The 6,447-nt window shown below is 55.2% G+C and carries 5 protein-coding genes; 3 read left to right on the plus strand and 2 right to left on the minus strand.

The genetic code is table 11. The features are described from left to right. Window positions 1-22: 22 nt before the first annotated feature. Window positions 23-1,462, minus strand: coding sequence for an MFS transporter (locus RIFP1SYM_RS03015; RefSeq protein WP_081417693.1), 1,440 nt, complete (start codon window positions 1,460-1,462; stop codon window positions 23-25). 300 nt (window positions 1,463-1,762) lie between these two features. On the opposite strand from RIFP1SYM_RS03015, the gene RIFP1SYM_RS03020 reads away from it, so the two are divergent. Continuing rightward, entirely contained in the window at window positions 1,763-3,676 is a 1,914-nt protein-coding gene (locus RIFP1SYM_RS03020) for an ATP-binding protein (RefSeq protein ID WP_005959169.1), read from the plus strand. Next, window positions 3,673-4,320, plus strand: a complete 648-nt coding sequence (gene narL / locus RIFP1SYM_RS03025; RefSeq protein ID WP_005959170.1) for a two-component system response regulator NarL — start codon at window positions 3,673-3,675, stop codon at window positions 4,318-4,320. Before RIFP1SYM_RS03020 ends, narL begins: the two co-directional genes overlap by 4 nt. Before the next feature lie 88 nt (window positions 4,321-4,408). Here narL and RIFP1SYM_RS03030 read toward each other — a convergent pair whose 3' ends face one another. Next, window positions 4,409-5,830: a response regulator gene (locus RIFP1SYM_RS03030; protein WP_005959171.1), complete on the minus strand. Its 1,422-nt coding sequence runs from the start codon at window positions 5,828-5,830 to the stop codon at window positions 4,409-4,411. A 125-nt stretch (window positions 5,831-5,955) separates the two neighbouring features. On the opposite strand from RIFP1SYM_RS03030, the gene RIFP1SYM_RS03035 reads away from it, so the two are divergent. Beyond that, window positions 5,956-6,297, plus strand: coding sequence for a 4a-hydroxytetrahydrobiopterin dehydratase (locus RIFP1SYM_RS03035; protein ID WP_039959644.1), 342 nt, complete (start codon window positions 5,956-5,958; stop codon window positions 6,295-6,297). Window positions 6,298-6,447 lie beyond the last annotated feature (150 nt).

The raw sequence follows: 6,447 nt of genomic DNA on the forward strand, positions 1-6,447 counted from the left end.
TCTCTATATAGCGTGGTTTGAATTATTCGAGACAGTCGACGCTCTTGCCCTTGGTCTGGCCATTGCGGATCCTTTGCGCCTCCGCTTCAGCCTTGGCGCGAGCAGCGCTGTATTTGGTGATCAATTCCTCAAGCAGATCGGCCTGTTCGACAGCAGCACGGGCGGCCACATACTCATCCGGGTTCTCATGCATACGAGCATACTGGTCATAGGCATGATCCTTGGCGATCTGCTGATCCTTCTCCTGGTGTTCTTTGGCAAAGGTGTAGTGCATCCAGATCAGGGAGACACAGGTGGCGCCATAGAGCAGCATGAAGACCGCGCTGTTGATGCCGGTGAAATCGATCAGGGCACCAAACATAATCGGCAACATAAAACCACCCATACCGCCAGCCAAACCCACAATGCCAGAGGCGACACCGATGTTGTCGGGGTACTCATCGGAGAGGAACTTGAAGACTGAGGCCTTGCCAAACCCCCAGGCGATGCCGACGACAAACAGCAGCGCGGTAAACGCCCAAACATTGAGGCCGACACCGATGTTGACCTCGCCATTGATGGTCTTGATTACCATCTCGGTCTGCGGATAAGACATCAGGAACAGACAGACCCAGGAGATCCACATCACCCACCAGGTCACCTTGTAGGCACCATACTTGTCGGAAAACCACCCTCCCAAGGCGCGAATCACACCGGAGGGCAGTACGAAGATCGCGGCCAGCAGCGCAGCATGGGTAAGGTCGAAGCCGTACTCGGCGATGTAGTACTTGGTCATCCACAGGGAGAGACCGACAAAACCACCAAACACCAGTGAGTAGTACTGCATGTACTTCCAGATGTGCGGATCCTTCAGCAGGGCCAGCTGTTGACCCAGCGTGACATGGGAAGCCACCTTGTGCTCGGGATCCTCATAGGTGAATATCCAGAACAGTACCACCACTACAAACATGGCGACGGCATAGACCTGTGGTACCGTCTCCCAACCATAGGCGACGACAATCGAGGGGGCGACAAACTTGGTCAGCGCGGCACCGGCGTTACCGGCCCCGAAGATGCCCATCGCAAAACCCTGCTTCTCTTTGCTAAACCAGCGGGCAGTGTAGGCAATACCTACCGAGAACGAGGCGCCGGCGATACCGACAAACAGACCCAGCACCAGGAATTGCCAGTACTGCGTCGCCTCGCTGATCAAGTAAAGCGGCAGGATAGTGCAGAGCATCAAGATGAAATAGACGATACGACCGCCGTATCTGTCAGTCCAGATGCCCACCGGCAGTCGCGCTACGGAGCCGGTCAGGATCGGCGTAGCGATCAGAATGCCGAACTGAGTCTCGCTGAGCGTCAGCAACTCTTTGATCGGTATCCCGATAATGGAAAACATCACCCAAACCGCAAAGCAGGCGGTAAAGGCTAGGGTATTCATTGTCAGTACGGATAGTTGTTTGGTTCTCTGCGTAGCCATATCTCGCATCTCCGGCAGGGTTCGGCGTGGAAGATAAGACGCACAAATCTCGTGGCTCTTGATCTCAATCAAGCGCGGATTTCCAGCGAGAGACTCGACTACCACCTTTGAGTTAGAGGGGGTAACACCTCTAATGCATTGTTAAGAAAGGAAAAAAAGATTTATGATGGCGTCATGCAGCGGACTTTTGCTTAACCGCAAAAGCAAAAGGATTAACCCTAAAAAAACTAGCCGAGCACCTGACCCGGCGATGCTGGAGGAAGGCGGCAGAGGCGGCTCATCCGGCATGGGAGAGCACTGATGTTTCGGTTTATCGGTCAGTCACTACAGATACGCGCGGGATTGGCGATGGGGCTCATCACCCTACTTGCCCTGACCGGCATGGTCAGCGCCGTGATCATGGCGCGGTCCACCTATGGCGTAGCAGCAGCGGTCAATCAGGCCGGCAGCCTGCGCATGCAGTCTTATCGCATCGTTGCCACCCTCGAGTCCCGCCACATAGACCAGGAGGCGATACGCAAACAGGCCATGGAGTTCCACAGCCGCCTGGAAAGCCCACGCCTAACCAGGGTTCTGAAGGACACAGAACGCAAATCACTGCACACCATCTACCGCCAGATATCTGACCAGTGGCAAGAGGTCATGTATCCTCTGCTCTCCAGCCATTTGGATCGACTGGCCACCACCCAGACAACCGCTGAACTGGAACAGCACATTGACCAACTGCGCCGCCAGTACAGCAGCCTGGTCGATCCCTTCGTTGCGGAGATCGACCGTTTTGTCTACCTGCTGGAACAGGATGCAGAATCGCGGCTGCACAAGCTGGGACTGATCCAGGGTATCTGCCTGATGCTAACCCTGCTGGTACTTGCCAGCACCCTTTATCTGGTTCACACCGATGTCCTGGGGCCACTGCGTGAACTTCTGTTCGCAGCAGAGCGAGCGGGAAAAGGCAATTTCAGTGTTCGCGTCGGGCATATCGGCATGGATGAACTTGGCCGATTGGGACTTGCCTTCAACAACATGGCAGCCGAACTGTCGAAAATGTACGGTAATCTGGAAAAGCGGGTATCAGAAAAAACCGCCGAACTGCAGACCAGGAATCTCTCCCTGCAACTGCTCTACAGCGCCACCCAGCAGCTGACCAAAGTGCCGGTTTCACAAAAGACCTACCACGCGCTACTGGAGGATATCAGCCGGGTAGTGGGAATCCGCTCAGGCACCCTCTGCCTGACTCCCGAACAGGATGGCGACAAGGCCTACCGGGTAGCCCTCAATGGCCCTGTGCCCCCTATGTGCAGCACTGAGGCATGCCATATCTGCCTCGGGAACGGCAACACCCAACTGCTAACACGGAAGCATCATGGGGGCTCTTCGAAGATCCTTTCGATCCCCATTCATGACCAGGAGCACAACTATGGGGTTCTGCTGCTGCAGAAAGAGCCTGGGGCCAATCTCGCAGCATGGCAGATGCAGCTGCTCGAAACCCTTGGCCAGCACATTGGTATCGCCGTCGGGGTCAGCCGCCGTGACATCCAGCGCAGACGACTGGCTCTGCTCGACGAACGCAGCGTGATTGCGCGGGAATTGCACGATTCACTGGCCCAATCCCTCTCCTACCTGAAGATACAGGTCACCCGCCTCACAATTTTAATGGACAGGGAGGCGGAAAAATCGCAGATCGAAGAGGTAATGACAGAACTGAGAGAGGGATTAGCCGCCTCCTACCGGCAGTTGCGGGAACTTCTGACCACCTTTCGCCTGCAGATGGATGGCCGCAATGTCGTTACCGCGCTCGCGGAGACAGTGGCGGAGTTCAACAAGCGGAACAAGGTCGCCATCACCCTCAACAACCATACACAGAATATCCCCTTCAGCGCCAACGAAGAGATCCATGTATTACAGATAGTACGCGAGGCCCTAGCCAATGTGACCTACCACTCGGCAGCATCCAGCGCCAATGTTACCCTGGAGCAGCTTGCCGACAACCGTATCGAGATCAGCGTGGAGGATGACGGCATCGGCATGCCGCCTGAGGCGGAACGCAGTCACCACTACGGCCTTGCCATCATGCAGGAGCGGGCCCGGTCACTGCACGGCGACCTGAATATCCGGCCCCTCGGCGAAGGCGGCACCCGGGTCAGCGTCACCTTCACACCCATACAACTAAGCCCCGACCAGAACAACAATCAGCAGGCAGATGTAGCGATATGAGTGATTCAACCGTCCAACGCGTGGTGATGATCGACGACCATCCGTTATTACGCAAGGGGTTGCAACAGCTTGCGGACCTCACTCCCGAGATCGAGATCGTCGGCGAGGCAGACAACGGCGAGCAGGGTATCGAGATGGTTGAACAGCTGCAGCCAGACCTGGTACTGCTCGACCTCAACATGCATGGCATGAACGGCATCGAGACCCTGGTGGAGATGAAGAAGCGCGATACCGTCGCCCGCATTGTCATCCTTACCGTATCTGATGCACAGGATGACATTGTCGCCGCCATGCGCAACGGGGCAGACGGCTATCTGCTCAAAGACATGCCGCCAGAGGAGCTGATGGTCAAGTTTCGCGAGGTGGCCGAAGGGAGGCTGGTGATGTCGCATAATATCGCGGAGTCATTGGCCCGGGCCATGCATCAAACCTCCCAGCGTCCGAAAGACGTTGACGATGCGGGATTGACGGAGCGGGAGAAGGAGATCTTGACCCACCTAGCCCAAGGCGAGAGCAACAAGGTCATTGCCAGGAACCTGAATATTGCGGAAGCAACAGTCAAAGTACACGTCAAACATCTGCTGAAAAAACTCGGATTCAAGTCCCGGGTCGAGGCGGCGGTCTGGGCAGTTGAAAATCGATAGCCGCCGATCGCATCCTCCTAGCACAACGCGCGGAGAGGATGCGCCATTGGCAGCACGCAGGAACCTGTGTTGTGCCAATGGCTGGAGTTTATTGCACTGCCGGCAGCAGGCGGACCTGAATGCGTTGGTTGCGGGCGGCGACCTGGTTCCACTTGGCAGCGCTCACCTCCTCCCGCGCCTCCGGATAGGGCACCACAGGCGCATCATACCCCCCTCTTTTCACCTGCACCTTAATCGGGCCAGCGCTCAACCTGGGGGAGGAGTTGATGTAGTTGGTAAAGCTGATGCTTTGCAGTTCGTTACGAGTCGATCCATCTGCAGATAGCTGACGCGAGAAGAGGCAGTCAGCCCCCTTCACCTGATCAACGGCCAGTTCAAGCTGCGCGTCTGGTTTTCCAGTCAGACAAAAATCCCCATAACGCGCCTCCAAAAGAAGCGTCCCTCTGAAGCCTGCATTGCTGAGATGATCGAGCGCCTGGGAGAGCCAACTCACCATCTTGTCGTCAAATGGCACCGCCCGATAGGCGAACTCAAGGTCTCGGTTCAGCGCCCACTCAAGCAGTTTCAGCCAGGCCTCCGGCTGTTCTGCCGCAGTAATCCCGGTTGCCTTATCACCAATCGACACACCACCTTGCTGTTCAAGCAGGCTGACCAAAGAATCTGCCTGCTCGTCGTAGTTAGCACGCGCTTTTTCCATCAAAGTGATCTGCTCACGCAGCGTGTTGCGCTCCTCGAGCATTTCGCTTCGCCAACCTGAAAGCAGAAGTGCGCCACCTCCAAGCAGCAATAGAAACAGCAGCATTACCCATGATAGACCACCAGCCTTGCTCTGCTCAGCCTCTGCCTGCTGCATCTCCAGCAACCTGTTTTCGATGGCACTGTTACCCTTCTCCATCTCCTCAACAGTCTGCCGGGAAGTCTCATCGATATGTCGTCTTACCAATTTCAGATGCTGCGCCAGCAGTTTTGCGATCTGCTTGCGCAGTCGTGTTGAGCCGACTGAGGCTTCGGTCTCGCGTGCGGCATCATGCAGCATGCGGGATGATTCCGCGATTTCACTGGCCCCATCGAGCAGTTGTACGCTTGGTGTCTCATCAATATTCATGCTGTCGACGAACTGGCTATCGGGCTCACCCTCAGGCTCCAGCTTCAACATGCTGATGACGATCTCGAAGTCCTTACTGTCGAGATTCTTCGGCAACACTCCAACTGCACCGAGCGCCTTGACCTGTTCAGGCTTCAGTTTCTCGGAGTGGGAGGTGTACATCATCACCGGGATCGATGCCGTCTCCGGATTGAGACGGATGAACTTCAGTGCCTGGATGCCGTCCATCCCTGGCATGTGATAGTCCATAAATACCGCATCAGGCTGCGCCTTTTTGAGGAATTCAATCGCTTCCTTGCCCGAGCCAACCTCACTGACATCGACATGAAAACTGTCCAGTTTCTTTGCCAGAACCCGGCGCGCCGTTTTGGAATCATCGACAATCAGTGCATGCTTCTTTTTCAACGTCGAACTGCCTCCTAGCCGCTGCTAATTACCCCGCAGTTTCTCACTAAACTCATTCAATTAACTGAGGAATAATTCTCGATACTAGTCTATTTCCAGCCTTATCGACAAAGAGAGCGATGAATATGAGTGCTTTGACTCAAGAACAGTGTGAGGCTTGCAGAGCCGATGCCCCGCAAGTATCTGAATCTGAACTGGCCAACCTGATCAAACTGATTCCAGATTGGAACATCGAAGTCAGGAATGGAGTGATGCAACTCGAAAAGGTTTTTTCCTTCAACAACTTTGAAGAAGCACTCGCTTTTACCAACAAGGTCGGAAGAATTTCAGAGGCCGCAGGACACCACCCCGCTGTTTTGACCGAATGGGGCAGGGTGAGCATAACCTGGTGGTCGCACAAGATTCGCGGTCTGCATCACAATGACTTCATCATGGCAGCCAAAACCGACGCCATCCAAACCCTCTAAGGAGCCGCAGATTAAGTCTGGACGAAGTCGATTGTGATTCAGAATATTCAGATTCAAGGCACAAATCGCACCTAAAACTACCACTCCCTACTCACGCCCTCCCCTACATCTCTGTCGGGGATAGCTGGCTATTGCGAACGACGGCATGGA

This window comes from endosymbiont of Riftia pachyptila (vent Ph05) (assembly GCF_000224455.1).
In the GTDB taxonomy this organism is placed as follows: Bacteria; Pseudomonadota; Gammaproteobacteria; order Chromatiales; family Chromatiaceae; genus Endoriftia; species Endoriftia persephonae.

Bases quoted from the DNA above. Each gene is read 5' to 3' on its own strand.
- RIFP1SYM_RS03015 (WP_081417693.1), bottom strand. From the start codon at position 1,462: ATGGCTACGCAGAGAACCAAACAACTATCCGTACTGACAATGAATACC.
- RIFP1SYM_RS03020 (WP_005959169.1), top strand. From the start codon at position 1,763: ATGTTTCGGTTTATCGGTCAGTCACTACAGATACGCGCGGGATTGGCG.
- narL (WP_005959170.1), top strand. From the start codon at position 3,673: ATGAGTGATTCAACCGTCCAACGCGTGGTGATGATCGACGACCATCCG.
- RIFP1SYM_RS03035 (WP_039959644.1), top strand. From the start codon at position 5,956: ATGAGTGCTTTGACTCAAGAACAGTGTGAGGCTTGCAGAGCCGATGCC.